The following is a 21733-nucleotide window of genomic DNA, read 5'->3' on the forward strand; positions in this document are numbered from 1 at the left end:
CCTCACCCTCACCCTCGCCCTCTCCCCGTAAAATGGGGCGAGGGGACGTGCCCCACGAGAGGTTGGCGACGGACGGAGAGATCACGGCATATTCCCTTCGCCCCGCGAGTGGGGAGAAGGTGCCGGCAGGCGGATGAGGGGCTGCCCCTTGCGCCAACCAGAGAGCTACTGCACCAACATAACGAAAGCACGACGCCGCCCCCGGGCGGCGTTTTGTTGTGACGAGGTGACGCTGCTCGCAAAGATTTGAAAGCGGAGCGTCTTGGTCTAATATAAGAACCCTACGGTGAGGGCGGCGAGCGCTGCCGATCGGGCGAGATGACCATGCCGGTTCGAGACCAGGGCGAAGATCCTTCGGCTGACATCCCGGCGGCCGGCGAGGCTGCCAAGGGGCGGTGTCCGTCCGGCTTGTTCGGCGGGCTGTCTGGCAAGCTGCTCTGGCTCACCGTCGTCTTCATCATGCTCGCCGAGATCCTGATTTTCTTTCCCTCGGTCGCCAGCATGCGGATGCGCTGGCTGCAGGACAGGCTGAACACGGCCGCCGCCGCCGCCATCGTCATCGACGGGCTGCAGCCGATCGAGCTGCCGCGCGCCCTGCAGAAGGAAACGCTGGAGGCGACCGGCACCAAGGCGATCGTGCTGCGCAAGGAGGGCACTTCGCGGCTGCTGGCGACGACCGACATGCCGACCTCCGTCGACGAATCCTACGATCTCACCGACGTGCCGCCGCTGACGGCGATCCGCGACGCGCTCGATACCCTGATCTTCGGCGGCAGCAGGATGATCCGCGTCTACGGCCCCGTCGGCGAAAACAAGGTCGGCGTCGAGGTTGTCATGAAGGACCGGCCGCTGCGCACGGCGATGTTTGCTTATTCCCGCAACGTGCTGCTGCTTTCGGTGCTGATTTCGCTCTTCACGGCGACGCTGATCTTCTTTGCGATCAACCGCATTCTCATCGGCCCGATTCGCCGGCTAACCGGCAGCATGCAGCAATTCTCCTCCGATCCCGAGAACCCGGCCCACATCTATATCGGAGACGGCGGCCGTGACGAGCTGGCGGTGGCCGGCCGCAATCTCACCTCGATGCAGATGGAGCTGCAGAAGACGCTGAAGCAGCAGAAGAACCTTGCCGCTCTTGGCCTCGCCGTTTCCAAGATCAATCACGATATGCGCAATATCCTGGCTTCCGCGCAGCTGATGTCGGACCGGCTCGTCGATGTCGATGATCCGATGGTCAAGAGCTTCGCGCCGAAGCTGCTGCGCACCATCGACCGCGCCGTCGGCTATACGACGGAGGTGCTGTCCTACGGCAAGGCGAGCGAATCGGCGCCGCGCCGCCGCCACGTCCGGCTGCTGGGACTGACTCAGGACGTCAGGGACATGCTGGCGATCGATCCGCAAAGCGGCATCGAGTTTGTCGAACAGTTCGCTGCCGATCTCGAGATCGATGCCGACGGCGAGCAGCTTTTCCGGGTCATTCACAATCTCTGCCGCAACGCCCTGCAGGCGCTGACATCACCGGGCGAGGGCGGCCCCGGCGCCATCAGGCGCATCACCGTCTCCGCCCAGCGTGTCGGCAGCGTCGTCAGCATCACCGTGGACGATACCGGCCCCGGCATGCCGCTGAAGGCGCGCCAGAACCTCTTTGCCGCCTTCCGCGGCTCGGCCCGTTCCGGCGGCACCGGCCTCGGCCTGACCATCGCCCGCGAACTGGTGCTCGCCCATGGCGGCACGATCGCGCTGGTGGAAAAGCCGACGGTCGGCACCCAATTCCGCATCGAGATCCCCGATCGCCCGGTTTCGCTGGACGATTACCGCAACCGAACGCATGGCGAGAAGTGACGGAATTTCAGCCGGCGCGGCCGCAAGCAGGCAAAGACGCGATTTTTTTCGAAATGCTCTTGCAATGTCCGAAAGGACCCTTTAGAGGATCGCCCACGCAAGCGGCACCGCCGCAATTTGCACGCACCCGTAGCTCAGCTGGATAGAGCACCAGACTACGAATCTGGGGGTCAGGAGTTCGAATCTCTTCGGGTGCGCCATTCTTTTCCTAATGCATTGAAGCTGAAAAACATCTAGGGTTTCAGAACCTTAGCGAGAGCCGCCTAGTACACAACGGTATCGCACAAGGGTGGGACACTCGATGGCAGGGCTCAGCTATATGCAGAGACGGACTTCAGGCATCTACGAGTTTCGAAAGCGGCTTCCTCAGGAGCTAGCCGGAAAGCCAGCGCCCAAGAACCCTCCCGCTGCCCTCTCAGAACTCATCAATCCCGACACAGGACGCTTCAAGCGAGAGCTTACGGTCTCCCTCAAGACCAACAACTTTGCGGATGCTAAGCGTAGGGACATGAGGGAGGCTCTGAGGGTCACCGACCTCTTCGCCTTGGCCTCGCGATACCAGAGAGGGGAAGTGGGTGGCGAGATGGTCTCACTTCTGCGCTTGCCCTCAGTTGAGGAGATCGAGGCCGATATCATCGCCGCCTTGCTCAAGGAGGACGAGACTGAAAGGGAGCAGGGCGACGCGCGGCGCTACATGCAAACCCCTGAGGAGCGGGCCCAGTGGCCAGACCTTTTAGACCCCGGCTTCGGTCAGCTCGGGATGGCAGAAGGGCACCTTGAGGCCAAGCAAGACTGGCTTGAGACCCTCTCGAAGGAGTACCGCTCAGCCTACGCCAGCCGCAACCCCGACATCGTGAAGGCGGAACTTCATGCCTACCTCAAGGCTGGCAACTATCCGATAGACCCCTCATCACCCTATTACCGAGAGGCGGGCCTTGCGGTCCTTAGGGGTCACGTCAAAGCCTACGACCTCATGCTGAAGAGGCAGGAAGGTGAGGATGTCCCGACCCCCAGCCCTAGCCCGGCCAAGGGGCCGACCCTCTCGGGAGCCTTCGAGGCGTGGCGTCAGGGCACCCCCGCGAGGGGTGGCAAGAAGGCATCCCCCAGCACTGTCAGGGAGGCGGAGAGGGCCGTCAGGTACTTTACGGAATGGCATGGGGACTTGCGCCTGGGCGACATCACCAAGGAGAAGGCAAGAGACTTCCGCACCAATGGGCTCGCAAAGATACCCACGAGGCTCACCGGAAAGCAGCGCTCAATGTCGCTCAGAGCCCTCGTCAAGAGCGGTGATGGTGGGCAGGAACTCATTCATGCGGCAAGCGTCAACAAGTATCTAAACCTCTTGGCGGCCATCGTGAGCGCCTGTGAGCGGGAGGGGCTCATGGACAGTCTCCCCGGCTTCAGCAATCCCTTCACCAAGCTTGGCCTCACCATCGACAAGCGGAATGATCTCAATCGCCGGGAGCCCTTCTCAGAGGCGAGCCTCAAGGCTCTATTCAATAGCGGGGTCTATGAGCGGGGCGAGAGGCCGCTGGGTGGTGGCGGGGAGGCCGCCTACTGGGTGCCGCTCATCGCCCTCTTCTCCGGGGCGCGGCTCAATGAAATCGCTCAGTTGCGCCTTAGGGACCTGAGGCAGGATTTAGAGACTGGCTTGTGGTTCATCGACATAGGGACTGAGGGTGATCGGTCGATTAAGACGGCTAGCTCTCGAAGGCAGGTCCCATTGCATCCTGAGCTTATCAGGCTCGGCCTTCTCCGCTATCGCCAACATCGGCTTGATAGGGACCGCAATGACACCGCCAGCTTGTGGCCCGACATCAAGTCTGCCGATGAGGCCTACCGCTCAACGGCGTGGTCTAAATGGTTCAATCGCTACTTACGGACCTCGGTTGGTATCAAAGACCCATCGATCGTCTTTCACTCCCTGCGGCATACCTTCAAGCGGTTGGCGCGGGATGCTGGCCTTTCGGAAGAGCTTCATGACGCCTTGACCGGCCATGCGGGAGGCGGCGGGGTGGGCCGAAGCTACGGCTCTGGGTTTGGCTTGAGGGCTCTCGGAGAGGCTATGGCGAGGATAGGGGTCCCATCACCTGTCAAGGCTCTGCCAGAGTGGGGGGCCTGAAGGTGGGGCACAGGGGCAGGCTCCGAGACGGGCAGGAGGGGCCGAACCCCTTCAACATCCTCCCCCCGTCTCAGCCTTGGGGTCTGGCTACTCGCCTATGACCCGTAGGAAGTTATGGCCATGCTTGATGTCGTAAAGCCGGAAGGCCCCCCGAAGCATGGCGAGATAGTCGGTCTTGCTGAGCAGCTTCGAGAGACCCCAGCTTTCGGCCCGCTCATCGTAGTCCGCAAGGGCGGCCTCGAAGGCCTCCCGGCGTCCCCTTGTGTTCCGCTGGGGGCCGGGAATGATGGCGAGATTGCTAGCTATTAGGAGGTGATGGTCTTCCCTCATCTTCACTAGCTCTCCCTTCTGGGCGTCAGCAAGGAGCCGCTGAAGGGTAATGCCCATGCCCCTCCGAGAGAACATTTCGAGATAGTGATACTCGTCGCCCCCCTTCTGGTTTTTATCGAGGTAGGCTCCTCCGTTGAATAGCGAGAGGCCTCGAAGGGCAGCGAAGCCCTCGGGCTCGATGAGGCGCTCATTGCGGCGCTTGATGGTGAAGGCGATGAGGCCAGACTCGGGGTCATAGCGAGCAGCACTAAGGGAGCCCTGAGGCAGGCCTTGAAGGAGGACTTCAGGGTTGGGGATGGGTTGGTCACTCTCCCCTATCACCTCCTTGCCATTGAGGGTCTTGGTGGCGGCATTGAGATAGCTCAGGAGTGCCTGAACTGCCTCCGGAGTGGTGGGGGCGTAGGTGCGAATGTCTATGCGTGTCATAAGGGGTTAGCCTTTCTGTTGGGCGCAGTGGGTCAGCTCCCGGGCTGGTGCTCCGAGAGGTGGCCGTGCGCTAAGTTGTGAGGTGGTCTGGGGTTCGGCAGTATGGTCGTATTGGCAGAGAGCCGGTGCCCAAGTGTCCTTGGGATCGATGACATCTCGGGATTGGCTCTCAGTGCGTGACGCCCTTCGGCGGCCTCAATGGGGCGGTAGGGTGCCGGACGGAGGGTGGTCTCTCCGCCTCTCCTCTGTCCTTGCGGTAGTCCCTCAGGTCGAGGTCTAAGAGGAGGGTAGGGGCTGCTCAGGGCAGCACTAGAGGTGAGGCTTTAGGGCTCGGTGATGATAGGGGGCTAGCTCGTGACTAGTCACCACAAGGAAACTTTGAGCCTCCCCTTTCAGATAATGCGTCCTATTTCGGCCAGCGGTATTGCAGACGGCAAGAAGCAGGTTACACGCTGTGTGCTTGCGTGCTTCCCCTGAGCGAAGATGCGTTGATAGCCCAATGAATAACGCCAATCCCAGCGGGGCCGCTCAGGGGAGAAGCCTTTTGCTCAACTAAGGGCTGACCGGGAGCTTCCTCTTCACATAATGAGGGCTAATTCTTTTCGAGCAATCCATTCCTCAAAGCGCCACCGCATCGAAAAATCCTACCGGCGAGCGCAACGGGCCTTAGGGCCTGATCGCGACCTATGAGAACGCCAAGCGCTCTCTCAGCCGGATTACACTCTGAGCCGTCCAGTGCCCGCCCCGTGGGGACCGGAAGCCCCTTGCGTTCAACTCCCCGGCCAATCCCCGCGCGGACATGGTTGAGGAGGGATCGATATCGCTCAGGACTTCACGGAACTCCTCAGCCCGTTCCTGAGCGCCAGCTTTCACGGTTGCCACAGCCGCCCCGTTACCGATCCCCTTGAGGCAAGCCGCACCATTCGGGTTTCCCAAGCGCAAGGGCCGCGTCGTGCCGTCTTCGAGCCGCCTTACGGGTTCCTGCCCCAGCGCCTCTAGCTGTGCCCGCTCCCGAGCCAAGGCTTCGCGCTTAACTGCGAGAGCTGCCTTAGTGCGCGCCTGAATCATCTTCCGCTCGTGCTCAGCCACCAACGCCAGAACCCCAATGGTCAGGTCACAGGCATCGGGCATGTCTGCGGCTACGAACTTCGCGCCACTGTCACGCAGAGCCAACAAGAAGGCAGCATTGCGGCTGAGCCGATCTAGCTTGGCGATGATGAGCGTTGCCTTGGCGTGTTTGGCGTGCCTCAGCGCGGCCTGAAGTTGGGGCCGGTTGTTCGCCTTGCCGCTCTCGACCTCGACGTATTCGCAAAGGTGGTCTGCGGGGCCATAGGAGCCCACTGAGCGGCCCCGGATGTACGAGGCGACTGCTTCACGCTGAGCGTCCAGCCCGAGTCCTGAGGCTCCTTGGCGGGCCGTAGAGACGCGAAGGTACGAGACGTAACGCTGGCGTGGTTCGGCGTCCCCCACCTTGCCGACTTCGGGGCGGCTCTGGGCACGCGCTCTACGCTGGGACGCTGTTGGGCTGGGCTTGTCACGGGACGGCATCTGGCGGACCTCAGGAGCAACTTCATTCCCAAACAGTGTAACGACGGTTAGGCAGTTTGTGAAGGGGCAGCGAGGGATTCGTTTGTCCTGTCAATCGACATATACGTGGATAGACGCTAGCGCCCGAATGTGGCCGAATGTTCCACGAACCAGCGACCGGGAAAGGCGATTCGAATGGCCGTGTATGAGTTGTACTCAAAGAGGCAGCAGCGCCTTAGCGGTGCCGAGCCCGACGTTTATCGATATGACGTCATACCGCAGAGGCTACGCGTCCAAATCATTCATATTCTCGACAGAGCCTTAGGAAGCAGGGAGGACGCCGCTAGCAGTCGCGGGCAAGTAGAGAATACGTACCGTCTAATCGTATCGACACTGAGGCAGGAGCTTGGTGTGTTTCTTCTGCCGCCTTCAAACCGAGAAGGGAACCCTTATACGGAATTACGAGATTTTTTCCTTGGTGCCTCAAGCGCAGAGACTTGCCTAGACGTAATTGAGCTTGCATTTCGAGCTGTTGATCGCCTAACCCGTACCATCGATTACTCAAACACTAGAGGCTATAATGAGCGCGCCGACGAGGCAATTGACGACCTCAATATCAGGTTCAAAGAGAATGCGGTCGGCTATCAATACATCGATGGGGAAATCGTCCGGGTAGACTCGGAGTTGATACATGCGGAGGCCGTGAAGCCTGCCCTGCGCCTCTTGAACACCAAGGACTATGCTGGCCCGCATCAAGAGTTCCTGAGCGCCTATGAGCATTACCGCGAGGGCAAGAACAAGGAAGCCTTGAATGACTGCCTCAAGGCCTTCGAGAGCACCATGAAGGCGATCTGCGACAAGAGGGGCTGGACCTACAAGCCGGGAGATACGGCCAAGCCGCTAATCGACGTTATATACGCGAACGGCCTTGTGCCACCATTCTGGCAGAACCAGTTCGCTTCTCTTCGGGGTCTTCTGGAAAGCAGTATTCCCCCGGCTAGGAACAAGCAAAGCGGCCATGGTCAAGGAGCGGTGCCCACAACAGTTCCCAACCACATGGCCGCCTACATGCTGCACATGACTGCCTCGACCCTTGTCTTCCTCACAACGGCAGAGCAAAGCCTCCCTTAGGCGGCAGGTAGGAGTGTGTGTGTTTCCTCGGTATTGGGTCCCATCAAGGCGGCACGTGGGGGAACCTGCCGGTCACTGGCACGTAGGTGACCTCTCAAATATCTGACCCCAATTATGTTTGTCGCCAATCAGAGGTTCTAGAAGTCATGGTTCTGCCCGTTCAGATTGTCCTCGGGAAGACTGGGGAAGCCTTAGTCAATCGTGTGTCGAACGCAATCGGCGTTGTCTTTGAGCCCCACCGAATGAGGCGAGAGGCGAGAGCGAAAATTGACGTCGCTGAGGCTGAAACGAAAGCCGAGATTATCCGAGCTGAAGGCAGGCTGAAGATTAGCGAGATTGAAGCTCGTGGCCTTCAACGGATGATTTATGAGGAGGGACGGAACCAGGAAAATATTGAATCCATAACCGCGAAGGCCATTCCGCATTTATCTAAAGATGCAAAACCTGAAGACCTCGAAGAGGATTTCGTAAGATATCTTTTCGACAAGGCTAAGCTGGTATCAAATGAAGACATGCAAGAAATGTGGGCAAAGATACTTGCGGGCGAGGCTAACGCGGCCGGTTCTTTCTCCAGGCGATCAATTGATTTGGTTTCTCAGTTGAGTAAAGCTGATGCTGAGTTGTTTACGAAGTTTGTAAGAAGCGTATGGATAATAGGAAAACCGGTGCCAATCATTACAAACGCTGATGAGGTTGATAGAAACGACGAGACCAGATTTTCTTTTGGTGAACTCCAGCATCTCGAAAGCATCGGATTAATCACCTTCTCAGGCACCGGCACCTATACCCGAACCGGAATTGGGAAGACAGGGCGTGCGTTCTATTATGGCTGCCCCGTCGATCTAGAGTTTTCTTCAGATGGACCAAATAGTATTTTGGTAGGGATGGCTCTTCTTACGGCGACCGGGGTGGAAATCGCGTCTTTATCCGGAGCGGAATCAAGCATCCCCGCATTCGAAAAGGGTCTGCAACACCTCTTGAGTCAGAATATAGCGGTCTCAATCCCCATCGAAGCCAAGCAAGCTTATCTTGCTCTCTAGATGCCCTTGCCAAAGCGAGATGAATGGTACACTTTGAGTGCGCGGCTCGATCATAAGTGGTTTAACTTCAATGCGTTGTGAGTGATTGTGGCGTTTCTCTTCGGGTGCGCCATTCTTCCCAAATGCATCAGCAAAGTTCCAGGCGCCCGAAATCGGTGCCGCTCCAATCAGCGCTTCGCTCCTCGCTTCGCCTCCTTGGAGGCTTGAACAATAGCTGGGGCGGCCGCCTCATTCCTTGATGGGAATCCCGGCTTCGATTGCAGCTTCGATGAACGCCTGCCGCGCCTCTTCCCGGCTTCGTTTCCCAGATATGACATCGGCGCAAACCGCACACGCTCTGTCGAGCGCAGGCCCCTCTTCGGTCGGCCAGTCTTCGATCAGCGCCCATGTTGCGGCCTGGGTCGTCTGGATGACCACCCATTGATCCGGGCCTTCAAGGGCAAGCGTCACCGGCTTCTTCCATAGGGTTTGCATAATGCAGGATCTCCGCTGCGTCTTCTCGGCCACCTGCTCGCCTAAGGCAATTGTTCCGGCGTGTCGAGATGCCGTCTGAACGAGACGTTTTCCGGAGCAGTGAGCTGCTTACTGAAACACCGGCATATTATTTCCGGCCGCCGCTTCTCGTCGGCCGCTGCCGTCTTTGCCGCAAGGCAGCAAGGCAAAAGCTATTGAGCGTTCGGATGCTCTCTCTCATAGGCCTCCCTTTCTTCCTTCCCGAACACGGCGGAGTAAAAGCCGCTGCAAACCAGATATGAGCACGTATCCGGGTTGCCCGTTTGCCATCCGGGCTGGCAGAGGACGACGCGATGGAATTTGGCATTGCAAAGCCCGTGGTTTGCCAGAAGCCGCGGATCGTTTCCGAAATACGCGCTTATGGCTTGCTCGCGAGTCCATGCAGGAACGACCTTCCAATCAGCGGCGCCGCCCTCAGCGCTCACATTGCCGGTCGCGCAGAACGACCAATTCGATATCGTGATCGGTTGATCGCAGGGAAACGCCTGGACGGCGCTTCCCAGCAAGAGCGAAATCAATGCCAGCAATCGGCTGCTGTAACCCACCATGAACTTTTCCCCCATGCAGATCATTCGCATCCTGCCCTCCAAACGGTGATCGGGTCTAATCCGAATCCTAAGATTATTTTCCTAGTTCTTGAAACGTTCTTACGCTAGATTGCACGCTGTTGCAACCATGGAATGTTGAATGTCGAAGAATTTTGTAGCGATTGGCGCAGTGGGCGCTTGGGCGGGTCTTTCCCTCTGCATGCGGGAAAAAACCAGTTCTTCTGCTGCTTGCCGGAAGGACGTGCTCGCAGCCGGGGCGAGGGGCTGATGGCGGAATTCAACTCTCGTGACAAGAGCCGCACCAGTTCCGGCAAGACGCGATCGCTGGTGCGCAAACACACCGCGCCGCCGAGCGCCAGCGATGACGGCAGCCTGCGATGGCAATGGTTGACGATCCAGCTACTGGAATCGGCGGCCTTTACCACCTTGAGTGCGAATGCCTGCCGCGCCTTCTTCCGCATCGTCATCGAGCACCTCTCGCATGCCGCGTTGCAGAATGGCAGGCTTGTCGTGACGCATCACCAGTTCGTCTCCTACGGCGTCACCGGAGAATATGTGGCCGATGCGCTCGACGAGCTTGAATATAAGGGGCTCGTAAAGGTCCGCCGCGGCCGGGCCGGAAGCGGGGTCGCCCATCCCAACCTGTTCACGCTCACCTTCGTCGGCGACCTTGAAGGCGCGCCGCCGACCGACGAGTGGAAGCGGTGCACGGCGGAAAGGTGCCGGAAATGGTCCGAGACCGACCGCAAAATCGCCGCCGACAAACGCGGCCGCCTCGGCCGGAAGAAAAAAACCTCGCTTCGGGATCCCGAAATTCGTCCGCTTCGGGATTCCGAAATTCGCCGCGCTTCGTAAGCTTTTCGGCTGAGCGGAAACGCAATGATTTCAACGCCGCAGCCTATTTCGGGATTCCGAGGTGCTATATAGATTTTGGTGGGGGTTCCCGGCGTGGAGCGTGACGACCGTCCTCGGTCGGCAGCGGCATTGGTTTTCCCGCATGCTTAGCTTCGCGCAACCTTCCTGATGTATTCGCAGGCCTGATGATCTCGGAGGAATGCATGACGGTGGGAATTTTTCGGGTCCTGGCGATTCTCGCGACGATAGCCGCCCTTGCCGGCTGCATCGACCATGCCAACGAGCCGGTGCTGCTGGCAGTCGGCGTACCGGTCAATCCGCCGTCCGTTGCGCACAGCCTTTGCATGACCGACGGCAATGCCATGTATGGCGAGGCGAAGCGCCAGTATGAGCTGCGCGCCCAGTTGACCGGATATGCGCAGGCCGATGCGTTCGAAGCGGAAACCGTGGCGCGCGCCGCCGCCCATCGCCAGTATGTCGCCTGTCTCTCGGCCCAAGGTTACCGGGCATTATACGCGAATTGAAAACAGAGAATTCGCATTCTTGACCAGCGCCGGATCGCGCCATTCTGCTGTTACAGCTTTCACGTTTTCTCGCGAAAAACTCACGCCGGATCGCCTGCAATCACGAGTTTTGGAAGTTTCGCACGCGCTGGGAAGCGCGCCCTTCGTGTCGGCATTTTCTCAGGTTAAATCCACGAAGGAGGGTTTAACATGAAGATCTTCAATTTGTCCGTTCCGCCATTGCGTTCAGTGTACTTCTCGCCCTTGCGCCGATCGGCCAAGCTGAGGCCGCTCCCGTTCAAACGGTTCGACCGCCCGATATTTCCGAAGCAAAAACCGTGCAATATAAGCCGCATGCCGGTCTCTGGCAGGGCTATCGAGGTTTCCGAACGGAGCGCCCCGGCACCCACCGTCACTCCGATGGCTACTGGTACCCGCTTGCCGCCTTCGGCGATGAGGCCGGCGCCACCGACTCCATCGTCCGCCAACCCGTCGACAGGCCGGTGGCTCCGACGATGTGCAACCCTACGTTTTCGGGGTCGATCGGTCCAGCATGCCCTGTGATAACGGCTATTGAGCCGGCAAATGAAAAAGGCGGCGCGTGCCGCCTTTTTCCTGTTCGGGCGCCGCTCACATGTTCGTGACCTCTATTGCGTCGCGGTAGATTGTGACAAATCCGCTTCCTACCTCCTCGGCGTAAATCACCCGATCCTCCCAAGGAGATGACAATATGACGACGTTCAAGAGCGGCCTGGCCGCCGCGGTCCTCGGTGCGATGCTTGGCCTTGCCACCTTCGCGGCGCAAGCGGCTCCCTTCCAGTCGAGCGCGACGCAGCAGGGTTCGGTCAAGCAGCAGGTTGTCGAGCATGAGACCCGCCTGCAGCACGACAGGAGCACGACCGGTTCGATCGGTGAAGGCAACCCGAAGGGCATGGCCTCGCCCTACATGATGAACCCGAAGAAGCCCCTGAACATGGATTGCAAGCTCGGCTTCAATCCGACCAGCAGTTCCGGCTGCAACTATTAACGCGGCGCTTTGCGGTGGCGACCAGGCCATCGCGGTGAGGGGCGGCTTCCCGGCCGCCCTTTTTGCCGCAGACGAGGGCGCTCGCTATGTCATAGCTGCATAGATGCAAAAATGCCGGACGCCAGTGGGAAAAGAGGTGGGAAATGCCGGCTCACAAGGGCGATTGACGTCTCTGCCTTGGAATTGCCATGCTAGCCGCGATGGTCGCATTCATAATCAATTGAATTTCAGACAGGTGGGACAGTCATGACCGCAAAGGCTGCATGCTCGGATTTCCTGCATTTTTTCCGCTCCTGGATTAGCAATCCGCTTCGGGTGGCCGCCATCGCGCCGTCGGGTGATTCACTTGCCAGGATCATGACCAGCGAAATTGCGGCGCTCGACGGGCCGATCATCGAGCTCGGCCCCGGCACGGGCGTCTTCACCCGGGCGCTCCTTGCCCGCGGCATCAGCGAGACGGATCTGACGCTGATCGAATACGGCCCGGAATTCATCGATGCGCTGCAGGCGCGGTTCCCGGCGGCGCGCATATTACAGATGGACGCGGCCCACCTTGCCCAGGCCGATATTTTCGAAGGCGAACCGGTCGGCGCCGTCATCAGCGGGCTGCCGCTTCTGTCGATGTCGCCGCGCAAGATCGCCTCGATCCTTGCCGGCGTCTTCACCTATATGCGCCCGGGCGGAGCCGTCTATCAATTCACCTATGGTCCGCGCTGCCCGGTGCCGCGGCCGATCCTCGATCGCCTCGGCCTGAAGGCGGTGCGCATCGGCGGTACGGTTCGCAACCTCCCGCCAGCCTCCGTCTACCGGATCTCGCGCCGCAAGCCGCTGGAACTCTCGCGCGAGCGCCTGAGATACCGCGAGGCGGACATCGAAGTCGCCGCCTTTTCCGGCGAATCGGCCGGCTGAACGCGGCAACGGCTGAGCGGAAGCGACAGGCTTCGTCGCAGCCCGGCCGATATTCCGGCGCACCGCAGCGGCGCCGGTCGAAGGACGATGTTTTCGGCCCCTCCCTGTTATCCCGTCGGGGTCGTCCTATATGTGCAAGCGTCGCCACGGCCGCATGTCCGATATCGCCGCGGCGGCCGGGTCATCACCATGCCGGGCATCACCAGACCCGGCAGACATTCAGAACTGGATCCATCCTCGCCAGCCCGGCATCCCGGCCTTGGCGAAGCGGGCGGCTTCGGCCATTTCATCGACATTGAATGATTTTAGTGACGAAGGGAGGAAAGATCATGTTCAGTCACAACGCAGCCAAGTCAGGAACCTTCAGGATCGGCGGCGAGATCGAGGTCAATCGTCTCGGCTTCGGCGCCATGCGCGTTACCGGCAAGGGGATCTGGGGCGAGCCCGATGACCATGCCGAGTCCATGCGGACGCTGAAGCGCCTGCCGGAGCTTGGCGTCAATTTCATCGATACGGCCGATTCCTACGGCCCCGATGTCTCCGAATGGCTGATCAAGGAGGCGCTGCATCCCTATGACGCGGGATCCGTCATCGCCACCAAGGGCGGCCTCACCCGCCACGGTCCCGACATCTGGCTGCCCGTCGGCCGTCCGGAATATCTGATCCAGCAGGCGCATAAGAGCCTGCGCAATCTCGGCGTCGAGCAGATCGATCTGTGGCAGCTTCACCGCATCGATCCGAAGGTGCCTGCCAAGGAGCAGTTCGACGCGATCAGATCGCTGCTCGATGCCGGCCTCATCCGCCATGCGGGCTTGAGCGAAGTCTCCGTCGCCGAGATCGAGGCGGCCTCGAAGCACTTCAAGGTCGCCACCGTCCAGAACCGCTACAACCTCGTCGATCGCACCAGCGAAGACGTGCTCGATTATTGCGCCAAGCACAATATCGGCTTCATCCCCTGGTATCCGCTCGCCGCCGGCGATCTTGCCAAATCAGGCTCGCTGCTCGATACGATCGCCAGGAAGCACAATGCCGCTCCCAGCCAGGTCGCGCTCGCCTGGGTGCTGAAGCGCAGCCCGGTGATGCTGCCGATCCCCGGCACCTCGAAGGTCAGGCACCTGGAAGAAAACGTCGCGGCGGTGGACATCACGCTGTCCGATGAGGAGTTTACCGCGCTGGACGCCGAGGGCAGGAAGGTCTTCAAGGCCGCTTGAGGAGTGATGCAAGCGGCGGCCCCCTCACCCTAACCCTCTCTCCGCTCGCGGGGCGAGGGGACGTGCCCTGGGAAAGGTTGGCGAGGGACGGAGAGGTTGCCGCATATCCCTTCGCCCCGTTTACGGGGGTCCGAAGGACGGGACGAGACCCGCGGCTCGACCCAGGCAGAGGTGCCGGCAGGCGGATGAGGGGCTGCCGCCACTGCCACATCTTTCAGCAAATTTTGACCACCCGGTCAAAGATGCCGCAAAATGAGGCGCGCACTGCCGCTTGAAGTGGCGAGCATTGCGCTCATTGCATTGCTGCATTGCGGTAATTTCGCTATTCCCGATCAAATGAATGGGGTATCACTATCTTCGTAAGCAGCGCACTCCTCCTCCCAAGCGCTCTTACATCGGACCGGCAACACTCCTCCTCCCAGTTGTCGGTCAGGATCAAGAGCCTGGCGCACCTCCTCCCGCGCCAGGCTCTTTTCTTTTCCCCTCATGCCATTTCGCCGGCGCTGCTTTGCCGTGCACAATTTGACTCGACAGCCTTCGCCGGACTATTTGAACCTGTGCCGTCTGTCCGGCGCGTGAACCGGTTGGAGTTAGTCATGATCGGCAGATGGCGCGGCTCGCATGCGGCTCTGACAGGGCTTCTGGTCGCAACGATGGTGCTCGCCGGCTGCGGCGGCCGACCGGTCGGGGTGATGCAGGCGGCCGGCACCGTGCCTCCGGGCACGTCGAAGGTCGATCTCCTGGTGGCGACGACGCGCGCTGCCGATGACAACCCGGCCGTGCTTTTCTCCGGCGAACGCGGCACGGGGCTTGCCGTTAACGCCGTCGATGTCTCGATTCCGCCGGAAGCCAACCGCACGGTCGGCCAGGTGCAATGGCCGAAGCGCCTGCCGGCCGATCCGCTCCGTGACTTCGTCACCGTTTCCGTCGATCCGCTCGAGGGCGAGCGGGCAGGCGAGAGCTGGCTGAAAACCCATATGCCGAAGAGCCGCCGCGTGCTCGTCTTCGTGCACGGCTTCAACAACCGTTATGAAGACGCGGTCTATCGTTTCGCGCAGATCGTCCACGATTCGCATGCCGACGTTGCGCCCGTCGTCTTCACCTGGCCGTCGCGCGCCAGCATCTTCGATTACAATTACGACAAGGAAAGCACCAACTATTCCCGCGATGCGCTGGAAGAGCTGCTGACCCGCACCGCCGCCAATCCCGCCGTCAGCGACGTCACCGTCATGGCCCATTCGATGGGCACCTGGCTGACCGTCGAAGCACTCCGGCAGATGGCGATCCGCAACGGTCACGTCGCTTCGAAGATCAACAATGTCATCCTTGCCTCGCCGGATCTCGATGTCGACGTCTTCGGCCGGCAGTTCATGAGCCTCGGCAAGGACCGGCCGCATTTCACCATCTTCGTCTCCAGGGATGATCGGGCGCTGGCGCTGTCGCGGCGCATCTCGGGCAATATCGACCGGCTCGGCCAGATCGATCCTTCCGCCGAGCCTTACCGCAGCAAGCTGGAGGCGGCCGGCATCACCGTGCTCGATCTCACCAAGCTCAAGGGCGGCGACCGGCTGAACCACGGCAAATTCGCCGAAAGCCCGGAAGTGGTGAAGCTGATCGGCGACCGGCTGATTGCCGGCCAGACGATCACCGATTCCAATGTCGGCCTCGGCGAGGCCGTCGGCGCGGTGGCGATGGGGGCGGCTCAGACGGCCGGAAGTGCGGTCAGCGTCGCCGTCAGCACGCCGATCGCAATCTTCGATCCGCGCACCCGGCGCAACTACGATGCGCAGCTGAAGCGGCTCGGCCAGTCGATGGACAACACCGTCGGTTCGGTCGGTGACAGTGTCGGCGCCGGCCTGCCCGAAAGCCAGTAAGAATTCCGCGGAGTAATTCCAGCAAAAGTGCACGGCGGTTTCGCGTTTCGGAATTGCGTAAATCCAAAAGGTTAGAGCGGTTCCGCGTTTCCGTGAAAAACTGAACCGCTCTAGGCAGCATCGCTGATCTGATATATCAGGTTTGCGAACGGCGATACTGTATGCCGTGCGGGTGGGTTGATCGCATGACGGATGAGACGAAGAAGAAGGTGGCTGTCGTCGGCGCGGGCGTGATCGGCGCCTCGATCGCTTTCGATTTGCAGCGGCGCGGATTTCAGGTCACGCTGATCGACAAGGGTGAGCCCGGACGTGGCACCTCTTTCGGCAATATGGCGAGCATCGCGCTCGATTTCGCCGCCGGCTCCGGCCCTTCGACCTGGAAGAAGATCCCCGGCTGGCTGCTCGACCCCGAAGGCCCGGTCTGGCTGCGGCCGTCCTATGCCGCCAAGATGCTGCCCTGGTTCCTGCGCTTCCTCGCCGCCGGCCGGCCTTCGCGCTTGAGGGAGATCGAGGATGCCGGCATGAGCCTGTCGCTGCGGGCGCTCGCCGATTTCCGCGAAATGCTGAAGGCGATCGGCGCATCCGATCTGCTGACCGAGGAAGGTTGCCTGGCGATCTACGAGACGGAGGCTGAGTTTACCGCCGATCGCGGCCACCTCGCCATGATGCAGCGCTACGGCCTCGAATTCGAGGTGTTGAGCAACGGCGCCATCCAATATTATGAGCCCGCCCTGTCGTCTGTCATCGCCAAAGCGGTGCTGCTCCCCGACAATAAGTCGGTCCGCGATCCCTACAAGCTGGTGGTCAAACTGACCGACGCCGCCCTGGCGGCCGGCGCAACCTTCGTCTCCGGCACCGTGAGGAATATCGAGCGCAAGGGCGATGGCAGCGTCGTCGTCCTCCTCGACAATGGCAGCCGTGTCGAGGCGGCTTCCGTTGTGCTTGCCGCCGGCGTCCACACCCGTTTCCTGGCGGCCAAGCTCGGCGAACCGATCCCGCTGGAGACCGAGCGCGGTTATCACACGCAGATCATGAAGCCCGGCATTTCCATGCGTTACTCGCTGATCTGGCCGCATCGCGCCTTCATGGTGACGCCGACTGCCGGCGGCATCCGCGTCGGCGGCAATGTCGAGCTGGCCGGGCTTGACGCCGCTCCCGATTTCCGCCGTCCGCGGGTGCTGGTGCGCCACGCCCAGCGCGCGCTTCCCGGGCTGAAGGCCGAGGAGACGACGGAATGGATGGGTCACCGCCCGGCCTTGCCCGATACGATCCCGATCATTTCGCCGTCCTCGAAGATGCCGGGGGTTTTTTATGCCACCGGCCATGGCCATCTCGGCCTGACATATGCCGCGACGACAGCGCGGTTGATCGGCGATATGGTGAGCGGAGCAAAACCGTCGGTCGACATGACCCCGTTCCGGATAGACCGATACTGAGCAATTCCAGGAAAAGTGTGAAGCGGTTTTCCGTTCGGAATTGCGTTAAAACAAGTTAGAACCGCGTCGGCGGCATCAGCCGTCACGTCCGAACTGGAGTTTCGAGATGAGATGGAAGCGCACGATCCAGCTGCTGGACGTTCATGCCGAGGGCGAGATCGGTCGCGTCGCGATCGGCGGCGTTCCGAAGATCCCCGGCGATACCATCGCCGCCCAGCTGCATTGGCTGAACACCGATCCGAAGGGTGACGAGCTTCGCCGCTTTCTCTGCCTGGAGCCGCGCGGTGCTCCGATCGGCTCGGTCAACCTGCTGCTGCCGGCGAGGCACCCCGACGCCGACGCTGCTTTCATCATCCTGCAGCCCGACCAGGCACATGCGAGCTCCGGCTCGAACTCGATCTGCGTGACGACGGCCTTGCTCGAATCCGGCATCGTCGAAATGAAGGAGCCGGAGACGATCGTGACGCTGGAGACCGCGGCCGGTCTCGTCAAGGCGGTGGCGACCTGCCGCGACGGGCGCTGCGAGAAGGTGAAGCTCACCATGGTGCCCTCCTTCGTCCATGAGCTCGACATCGGGATCGACACGCCCCATTGGGGAAAGATCAAAGCCGATCTCTGCTATGGCGGTATCTTCTATGCCCTCGTCGATGTCGGCCAGATCAATCTCACGATCGAGAAGGCCAATGCGGCCGGCCTCGTCCAGGCCGGCATGATCCTGAAAGAGCTGATCAACCGCGACCTTAAGGTCGTCCATCCCGAAATCCCGGCGATTTCAGGCGTCGCCTATGTGATGTTCCGCGATATCGAGCCGGACGGCACGGTGCGCACCTGCACCACCATGTGGCCAGGCCGGGCCGACCGCTCCCCCTGCGGCACCGGCAATTCCGCCAATCTCGCCACCCTTTATGCCCGCGGCAAGGCCAAGGTCGGTGACGTCTTCACCTCGAAGTCGATCATTGGCTCGGAATTCGAGGTCGGCCTGCAGGCAGTGACCGAAGTCGCCGGCCGCCCGGCGGTCATCCCCACCATCACCGGCCGCGGCTTCACCTTCGGCCTCACCCAGGTCGCGCTCGATCCCTTCGACCCGCACCCCGGCGGCTTTGCTTTGACGGATGTCTGGGGGCCGCAAGCTGGGGAGATTTGAGCGGCGTCGAACCGAGGAGATTGGGCAAGCCGGCCCCTCATCCGGCTGCCGCCACCTTCTCCCTGTAAACGGGGCGAAGGGACCATGCCGCGACCTCTCCGTTCCCCACCAACCTCTCGCAGGGCATGTCCCCTCGCCCCGTTTACGGGGGGTCCGCAGGACGGGTCGAGACCAGTGGCTCGACCCAGGTAAGGGCTAGGGTGAGTGGCAGCCATTATGCGCAACCGGACCGCAATGACCTTGGACCGAGGCTCCCAGCTTGATTTAAGTCCGGCCGCTTGGACGGCCCTGGAAATGCTCGACCGTTTCCGCAAGCTGCACCCATCCATGTTTCGATTGCTCGAATACCGATAGTTCAGGCGGCGCAAAGGCCGGGTCGGCAAGTGACCCGATCGCCACCCCGATCCAAAGTGGCGCGGCATCGGCCTTCCAATAGACGGTCGACCCACACGTTGGACAGAAATGCATGCGGACCTGACGACCGCTGTCGGCGGTCCGAATGAATTCCGTAGACGTTCCAGATATTTCGACACAGTCAATCGAGTAGAACGCATTGGCGCTGAACGGTGCACCGGTTCGCCGCTGGCAGGCATAACAGTGACACAGCGCAGTCAATCGTGGTGGTTCGCTAAGCTTCAATTGGAGAGCGCCACAGGCGCATTGGGCATCGGCCATGGAAACTCCTTCCGCTTGCGCGGTGAGATACGTTGACATTGTGGGCTGAGGAGCAGGCCGGAACCGAGACTCACTGCGGTCGGCGTTGCGCAAGGGCCGAGACCTGATGCAGTTTCAGGCTCGCGAATACCAGCGTAAATCGGCAAACTGCCGAAGTCTAGAGCATGTCGCGCAATTGCGTGCAGCGGTCTTGCGCTGAAGACAGGCGAAAACAGAAGATGTGCAGCATGACACGCGAGCCCACCTGACCATTTGTTTAATACTGGCCGCTCGTCTTTCGAAACAGTGCGACAAGACTTCCAAGCCAGCCTCGACGACCCGTCGGCGCATCAGCGACGTTGCGCTATCCTGGCGCTGACCTGATCTGCGGCAAGGCTCTCGGCCGGCGCCGGCCTGCCAAGCAGGTAACCTTGGCCGATATCGCAGCCGAGATCCTGAAGCCGTTGAAGTTGGCTTTCCTCTTCGATGCCTTCGGCCGTTATCGTCACGCCGAGGCCCGCGCCGAGAGCGATAATGGCCTTGATCACCTTGTCCTGCTTGTCGTTGGTTTGGAACGAAGCGACGAAACTCCGATCGATCTTGATCTTGTCGAACCGGTAGTTCGAGAGCTGCGAGAGGCTGGAATAGCCCGTGCCGAAGTCGTCGAGAGCAATCCGGACGCCGGCGTTCACCAGATCGTCGAGGACGATTCGTGCGGTGACGGCATCCTGGATGATGGCGCTCTCCGTCACCTCCAGCTCGATCCTGTGCGCGGGCAGGCCGACATCGCCCAATATCTTCAGAATCCTGAGGCCCAGCAACCGGTCGCTCAGCTGGATCGGAGACAGGTTGAACGACAGAACCAGATGATTTGGCCAGGAAAGCGCATCGCCACAGGCACGGCGCAGCAGTTGGTCCGTCAGGTCGACGATCAGACCGGCCTCTTCCGCCACGGGAATGAACTCGTTCGGCGGGATGAATTCGCCGGATGCCGTCTTCCAGCGCGCCAGCGCTTCGAAGCCGATAATTTCCTTCGTCTTCAGGTCGACGAGAGGTTGATAATAAGGAACGATCTCAGCGTTCTTGATGGCGGCTCGCAGATTCGCTTCCACCCGGATCCGCTTCGCCAACTCCTCCTGCATCGAAGGGACGAAGGGCTTCACCAGATTGCGCCCCTGCTTTTTCGCCACATACATCGCACAGTCCGAATGGCGAATGACCTGGCTTAGATCGTCGCCGTTTTCAGGATGGAGCGCGAGTCCGACACTGGCGCCGAGATCGACGGCGACGCCATTGAATGTGAAGGGCTTGCTGATCGCGTTCACGATGCGGTTCCCCAAAGCGACGAGATCGGCATTTCCGGTGCGCCGCGCCAGAACGACGAACTCGTCGCCACCGAGGCGGAAAACGCGCTCACGCGGAAAGAGGGAAGAAAGCCGCTGAGCGACGGCCTTCAGCACCGCATCGCCGTGATCGTGCCCGAGGAGGTCGTTGATCTTCTTGAAGCCGTCGAGATCGATGCTGAACACGGCATAGCTTTCGGGCGCCCGTTGATCGATCATCGATTGCGCGCAGACGGACTCCAGAAATCTGCGGTTAGGCAATTCGGTCAGCGTGTCGTGACAGGCAATCCAGTCCACGTTCTTTTCGGCCTGCAGCCTGCGGTTAACCTCTATCGAGAGATCCCGGATCCTCAGCGCCGAGTAGATCAGCCCGAGAAAGCCGGACATGTTGAGGGCAAGCAGCGCGTGGTCCAGCGGAAAGTCATCATGCTTCTCGATGAACTCATCCAGCCCCTCATGCCATTGGAAGCGCCAGGACAGGCAGAAGAGAAGCAGGAAGATCAGGAGCCAGGCCAATATCTCCATCTGCGGTCTGGTGGGTCGGATGCGAGGCATATGAACAGGCTCCTGGTGTGTGAAGAGCCATCATGGCCAGCCAGCAGACCGCATCGTCCGCGACAGTTTTCCATCGGCAACCCCGTCGCCGTAGGACGGCATCGACGGGATAGAAGGCCGCCACAACTCATTTGGGCGGAGTGAAAGCGTCGGCAATTCGATATCGGTTAGCTGCGCGGCATCGAAAAGTCCGGAATATCAGTGTGGTCTTCGAAGGTTAACCGCGCGTTTCCGGGTCCGAGACGTGGACGGTTCGCTGCGCGCAACGGATATCTTCGTCGCAAATTGGACGCGGCTCATTGCGCTCGACGCCGAAACCGACGTGCTACATCTTGGCCATCAAAGGCCCGTCGGGGAGAGGGGGGTGATCCGGCTCGCCGAATTCAGGCGGCATCCCGAATGTCGAAGCGGGTCACCTTGCCGTCCCGGAACCGGAACATGTGCCCGACCGTCTTCTGTCCTTGAAGGGGTTGGCCTTGCAGGTCACGGACCGACTGCCGGACGTCGGCGATGATTGCGCCGTCCGCTGTCCGGTGAAAACCGAAGGGCTCGACGTGGGGATCAATCATCGACCACTGACGCGTCCAATATTCCCGCACCGCCTCGCGCCCATGGACGTGGCCGCCATCCATGCCGTTGGCCCAGACGACATCTTCGGCCAGCGCTGCCAGCACGGCGTCTATGTCCCGTGAGTTGAAGCGCTCGTAGATGTGTTGAAGAATTTTGACATCGCCGTCCATTGC

At 60.7% G+C, this 21733-nt stretch carries 19 protein-coding genes, 1 tRNA gene and 1 pseudogene; 14 read left to right on the forward strand and 7 right to left on the reverse strand.

The window, feature by feature from the left end; genetic code table 11:
- The first annotated feature begins 324 nt into the window (after positions 1 to 324).
- The 3 genes from HJC04_RS09200 (at position 325) to HJC04_RS09210 (ending at position 3964) form a co-directional block, all read left to right on the forward strand.
- Positions 325 to 1842, forward strand: a complete 1518-nt coding sequence (locus tag HJC04_RS09200) for an ATP-binding protein (protein ID WP_221124286.1) — start codon at positions 325 to 327, stop codon at positions 1840 to 1842.
- Positions 1843 to 1965: 123 nt separating this feature from the next.
- A tRNA-Arg gene (locus HJC04_RS09205) sits at positions 1966 to 2042 on the forward strand.
- Between the two features lie 101 nt (positions 2043 to 2143).
- Positions 2144 to 3964: a site-specific integrase gene (locus tag HJC04_RS09210; RefSeq protein ID WP_259668833.1), complete on the forward strand. Its 1821-nt coding sequence runs from the start codon at positions 2144 to 2146 to the stop codon at positions 3962 to 3964.
- 87 nt (positions 3965 to 4051) lie between these two features.
- Here HJC04_RS09210 and HJC04_RS09215 read toward each other — a convergent pair whose 3' ends face one another.
- Both HJC04_RS09215 and HJC04_RS09220 read right to left on the reverse strand, forming a co-directional pair.
- Positions 4052 to 4720, reverse strand: a complete 669-nt coding sequence (locus HJC04_RS09215) for a hypothetical protein (protein WP_221145841.1) — start codon at positions 4718 to 4720, stop codon at positions 4052 to 4054.
- Between the two features lie 684 nt (positions 4721 to 5404).
- A complete protein-coding gene (locus HJC04_RS09220) occupies positions 5405 to 6190 on the reverse strand; it encodes a recombinase family protein (protein WP_311044462.1) in 786 nt (261 codons plus the stop codon).
- Positions 6191 to 6442: 252 nt separating this feature from the next.
- Between HJC04_RS09220 and HJC04_RS09225 the strand changes: the two genes are divergently transcribed.
- Positions 6443 to 7378 (forward strand): STM4504/CBY_0614 family protein, encoded by a 936-nt coding sequence (locus HJC04_RS09225; protein WP_221145845.1) that lies wholly within the window; start codon positions 6443 to 6445, stop codon positions 7376 to 7378.
- A gap of 146 nt (positions 7379 to 7524) precedes the next feature.
- Positions 7525 to 8418, forward strand: coding sequence for a DUF2806 domain-containing protein (locus HJC04_RS09230; protein WP_221145847.1), 894 nt, complete (start codon positions 7525 to 7527; stop codon positions 8416 to 8418).
- A gap of 228 nt (positions 8419 to 8646) precedes the next feature.
- On the opposite strand, the gene HJC04_RS09235 is transcribed toward HJC04_RS09230, so the two are convergent.
- Complete coding sequence (locus HJC04_RS09235; protein WP_064707810.1) at positions 8647 to 8892, reverse strand: DUF982 domain-containing protein; 246 nt, start codon at positions 8890 to 8892, stop codon at positions 8647 to 8649.
- Between the two features lie 191 nt (positions 8893 to 9083).
- A complete protein-coding gene (locus HJC04_RS09240; protein WP_221124285.1) occupies positions 9084 to 9509 on the reverse strand; it encodes a hypothetical protein in 426 nt (141 codons plus the stop codon).
- Between the two features lie 237 nt (positions 9510 to 9746).
- Between HJC04_RS09240 and HJC04_RS09245 the strand changes: the two genes are divergently transcribed.
- The 9 genes and pseudogenes from HJC04_RS09245 to HJC04_RS09280 all read left to right on the forward strand — a co-directional run bounded on the left by HJC04_RS09245 (position 9747) and on the right by HJC04_RS09280 (position 18438).
- Positions 9747 to 10334: a hypothetical protein gene (locus HJC04_RS09245; protein ID WP_210629395.1), complete on the forward strand. Its 588-nt coding sequence runs from the start codon at positions 9747 to 9749 to the stop codon at positions 10332 to 10334.
- A gap of 203 nt (positions 10335 to 10537) precedes the next feature.
- Positions 10538 to 10858: a hypothetical protein gene (locus HJC04_RS09250; protein ID WP_221124284.1), complete on the forward strand. Its 321-nt coding sequence runs from the start codon at positions 10538 to 10540 to the stop codon at positions 10856 to 10858.
- A gap of 189 nt (positions 10859 to 11047) precedes the next feature.
- Positions 11048 to 11414, forward strand: a pseudogene (locus HJC04_RS31660) (cell surface protein).
- Between the two features lie 153 nt (positions 11415 to 11567).
- Positions 11568 to 11864 carry a hypothetical protein gene (locus HJC04_RS09255; RefSeq protein WP_221124283.1) on the forward strand — a complete coding sequence of 99 codons (297 nt, stop codon included), beginning with the start codon at positions 11568 to 11570 and terminating at the stop codon, positions 11862 to 11864.
- A gap of 246 nt (positions 11865 to 12110) precedes the next feature.
- A complete protein-coding gene (locus HJC04_RS09260; RefSeq protein WP_210629392.1) occupies positions 12111 to 12773 on the forward strand; it encodes a class I SAM-dependent methyltransferase in 663 nt (220 codons plus the stop codon).
- Positions 12774 to 13102: 329 nt separating this feature from the next.
- Entirely contained in the window at positions 13103 to 13984 is an 882-nt protein-coding gene (locus HJC04_RS09265; protein WP_210629391.1) for an aldo/keto reductase, read from the forward strand.
- 596 nt (positions 13985 to 14580) lie between these two features.
- Positions 14581 to 15858: an alpha/beta hydrolase gene (locus HJC04_RS09270; RefSeq protein WP_210629390.1), complete on the forward strand. Its 1278-nt coding sequence runs from the start codon at positions 14581 to 14583 to the stop codon at positions 15856 to 15858.
- 185 nt (positions 15859 to 16043) lie between these two features.
- Positions 16044 to 17294 carry an FAD-binding oxidoreductase gene (locus HJC04_RS09275; protein ID WP_210629389.1) on the forward strand — a complete coding sequence of 417 codons (1251 nt, stop codon included), beginning with the start codon at positions 16044 to 16046 and terminating at the stop codon, positions 17292 to 17294.
- A gap of 106 nt (positions 17295 to 17400) precedes the next feature.
- Positions 17401 to 18438: a proline racemase family protein gene (locus HJC04_RS09280; RefSeq protein ID WP_210629388.1), complete on the forward strand. Its 1038-nt coding sequence runs from the start codon at positions 17401 to 17403 to the stop codon at positions 18436 to 18438.
- 264 nt (positions 18439 to 18702) lie between these two features.
- Here HJC04_RS09280 and HJC04_RS09285 read toward each other — a convergent pair whose 3' ends face one another.
- The 3 genes from HJC04_RS09285 to HJC04_RS09295 form a co-directional block, all read right to left on the reverse strand.
- Entirely contained in the window at positions 18703 to 19113 is a 411-nt protein-coding gene (locus HJC04_RS09285) for a GFA family protein (RefSeq protein WP_210629387.1), read from the reverse strand.
- 329 nt (positions 19114 to 19442) lie between these two features.
- Entirely contained in the window at positions 19443 to 20990 is a 1548-nt protein-coding gene (locus HJC04_RS09290; RefSeq protein WP_221124282.1) for a bifunctional diguanylate cyclase/phosphodiesterase, read from the reverse strand.
- A gap of 383 nt (positions 20991 to 21373) precedes the next feature.
- Positions 21374 to 21730 (reverse strand): nuclear transport factor 2 family protein, encoded by a 357-nt coding sequence (locus HJC04_RS09295; protein ID WP_210629385.1) that lies wholly within the window; start codon positions 21728 to 21730, stop codon positions 21374 to 21376.
- Positions 21731 to 21733 lie beyond the last annotated feature (3 nt).

The organism is Rhizobium sp. NLR8a, from assembly GCF_019685235.1.
Lineage (GTDB): Bacteria > Pseudomonadota > Alphaproteobacteria > Rhizobiales > Rhizobiaceae > Rhizobium.

Bases quoted from the DNA above. Each gene is read 5' to 3' on its own strand.
- HJC04_RS09280 (WP_210629388.1), top strand. From the start codon at position 17,401: ATGAGATGGAAGCGCACGATCCAGCTGCTGGACGTTCATGCCGAGGGC.
- HJC04_RS09275 (WP_210629389.1), top strand. From the start codon at position 16,044: ATGACGGATGAGACGAAGAAGAAGGTGGCTGTCGTCGGCGCGGGCGTG.
- HJC04_RS09285 (WP_210629387.1), bottom strand. From the start codon at position 19,113: ATGGCCGATGCCCAATGCGCCTGTGGCGCTCTCCAATTGAAGCTTAGC.
- HJC04_RS09230 (WP_221145847.1), top strand. From the start codon at position 7,525: ATGGTTCTGCCCGTTCAGATTGTCCTCGGGAAGACTGGGGAAGCCTTA.
- HJC04_RS09200 (WP_221124286.1), top strand. From the start codon at position 325: ATGCCGGTTCGAGACCAGGGCGAAGATCCTTCGGCTGACATCCCGGCG.
- HJC04_RS09235 (WP_064707810.1), bottom strand. From the start codon at position 8,892: ATGCAAACCCTATGGAAGAAGCCGGTGACGCTTGCCCTTGAAGGCCCG.
- HJC04_RS09265 (WP_210629391.1), top strand. From the start codon at position 13,103: ATGTTCAGTCACAACGCAGCCAAGTCAGGAACCTTCAGGATCGGCGGC.
- HJC04_RS09260 (WP_210629392.1), top strand. From the start codon at position 12,111: ATGACCGCAAAGGCTGCATGCTCGGATTTCCTGCATTTTTTCCGCTCC.
- HJC04_RS09210 (WP_259668833.1), top strand. From the start codon at position 2,144: ATGGCAGGGCTCAGCTATATGCAGAGACGGACTTCAGGCATCTACGAG.
- HJC04_RS09295 (WP_210629385.1), bottom strand. From the start codon at position 21,730: ATGGACGGCGATGTCAAAATTCTTCAACACATCTACGAGCGCTTCAAC.
- HJC04_RS09245 (WP_210629395.1), top strand. From the start codon at position 9,747: ATGGCGGAATTCAACTCTCGTGACAAGAGCCGCACCAGTTCCGGCAAG.
- HJC04_RS09270 (WP_210629390.1), top strand. From the start codon at position 14,581: ATGATCGGCAGATGGCGCGGCTCGCATGCGGCTCTGACAGGGCTTCTG.
- HJC04_RS09240 (WP_221124285.1), bottom strand. From the start codon at position 9,509: ATGCGAATGATCTGCATGGGGGAAAAGTTCATGGTGGGTTACAGCAGC.
- HJC04_RS09250 (WP_221124284.1), top strand. From the start codon at position 10,538: ATGACGGTGGGAATTTTTCGGGTCCTGGCGATTCTCGCGACGATAGCC.
- HJC04_RS09255 (WP_221124283.1), top strand. From the start codon at position 11,568: ATGACGACGTTCAAGAGCGGCCTGGCCGCCGCGGTCCTCGGTGCGATG.
- HJC04_RS09290 (WP_221124282.1), bottom strand. From the start codon at position 20,990: ATGCCTCGCATCCGACCCACCAGACCGCAGATGGAGATATTGGCCTGG.
- HJC04_RS09215 (WP_221145841.1), bottom strand. From the start codon at position 4,720: ATGACACGCATAGACATTCGCACCTACGCCCCCACCACTCCGGAGGCA.
- HJC04_RS09225 (WP_221145845.1), top strand. From the start codon at position 6,443: ATGGCCGTGTATGAGTTGTACTCAAAGAGGCAGCAGCGCCTTAGCGGT.